Source organism: Sulfitobacter sp. 1A12056, assembly GCF_043558125.1.
Lineage (GTDB): Bacteria > Pseudomonadota > Alphaproteobacteria > Rhodobacterales > Rhodobacteraceae > Sulfitobacter > Sulfitobacter faviae.
In genome coordinates this window covers 1-1,497 of sequence record NZ_JBIFFY010000024.1, presented here as the reverse complement: position 1 = coordinate 1,497, position 1,497 = coordinate 1, and the positions used below count along the sequence as shown (strand labels likewise).

Below are 1,497 nucleotides of genomic sequence, written 5' to 3'. Positions count from 1 at the left end.
ACAATACGGACAAAGCTGCTGTGGGCAAAAATGAGTTGACCACCGCTTTTTGTTTAGCTGTGAAATCAGCGATAGACCGAACGGCAAAAAAGGTCGGCACACCCACGACTTATAATCTAATGTTATACTCTGAGTCCTGCGGAAGCCGAATTTGGTGTCTTGACGGCTGGGTTTGGAACGATTCAGCTATGCCTATGATCCGCCCCGGCTTTCTTTCCTCAGCAGACCGCCTCGAGCTTGAGGCTTGCGTGCGTTGCCAGCGCGAGGACCACGGCATTGCCCGCCGGGCAAATGCGATCCTGCTGCTCGACGACGGGGAAAGCTGTGCTCGGATCGCAAAGTTTCTCTACTTGGACGACGATACCATCCGGGGCTGGCATAAAACCTTTCTGCAAGATGGTTGGGATGCGCTTGCTTTCGACGGCTGGAAAGGCGGTCAGTCCCGTATGACACAGGCACAGGAGGTTGCTTTATGCGCCTGGCTGGAAGCACGCTTCTGTCGCTCGACGGTCGAGATCAGGGCCCATGTCGCAGCTGAGTGCGGTCTGAACTATTCCCATTCTGGCTGCATTAAACTTCTGGCCCGACTGGGCTTTGAATACCGCAAGCCCAAGCCCCTGCCGCGCGTGGCATCCGTGGAAAAACAGGCCGCTTTCATCGCATTCTACGACCGCCTGATGCGTGAGTTACCAGCGGATGAAGCCGTCTACTTCGCCGATGCGGTGCATCCGGAATACCAGACCAAGCCTGCGTTTGGCTGGGTGAAGGTAGGATCAAATCCAGCGGTTCTCAGCACGGCAGGGCGCGGTCGTGTGAATATTCATGGGGCTGTGAACCTTGAAACCTTCGATGCACCCTTTGTCGAGCCCACAACCGTTGATGGGGTCAGTGCAGCACAGCTTCTGACCAAGATCGAAGCGCGCAACCCTGACAAGCGCATCATTCATGTCATCTGGGACAACGCGGCCTACCACAAAGGGCCCGATGTCAGAGCCTTCCTCGCCAGGGCAGCTTGCCGTATCCATCTGATCCAGCTGCCGCCTTACTGCCCTCATCTCAATCCCATTGAGCGGCTTTGGGCCGTCTTGCATCAATACGTTACCCACAATCGCTACTACCCAAGTCAAAAGCAGTTCGCCGACGCCATCCTTGCATTCATGCGTGAAACCATCCCGCAGGAATGGACGAAGTTCCGCGACAAGGTCTCAGACAACTTCCACGTCATAACCCACGAAAACTTTCGGGTTTTGAAGTAGTGGCGGTATAACGCTCTGGAAATCAGGGACAGACTACCAATGGACACAGGAGGCCACTGCCTGAACTAAATTCTCGCCAGGCGGGCGGGAAGCGAAGTCCCGAAGGGACGGAGGTTGATTGATCTCGTAAAAACGGTTGGGACGCGGCACCTGCCACGTAATCCGCAAACGACATTGGAGACGATCCACCACCGAAAACCATTGTGAGGCGCAATACGCGACCTCGGAGAGAACCATGACC

1 protein-coding gene is annotated in these 1,497 nt (G+C 55.5%); it reads left to right on the top strand.

All coding sequences use genetic code 11. The features are described 5' to 3' along the window. On the top strand, positions 1 to 1,256 hold a 1,256-nt coding region (locus ACGYLD_RS17340; RefSeq protein ID WP_394403363.1), incomplete at its 5' end, for an IS630 family transposase. Positions 1,257 to 1,497 lie beyond the last annotated feature (241 nt).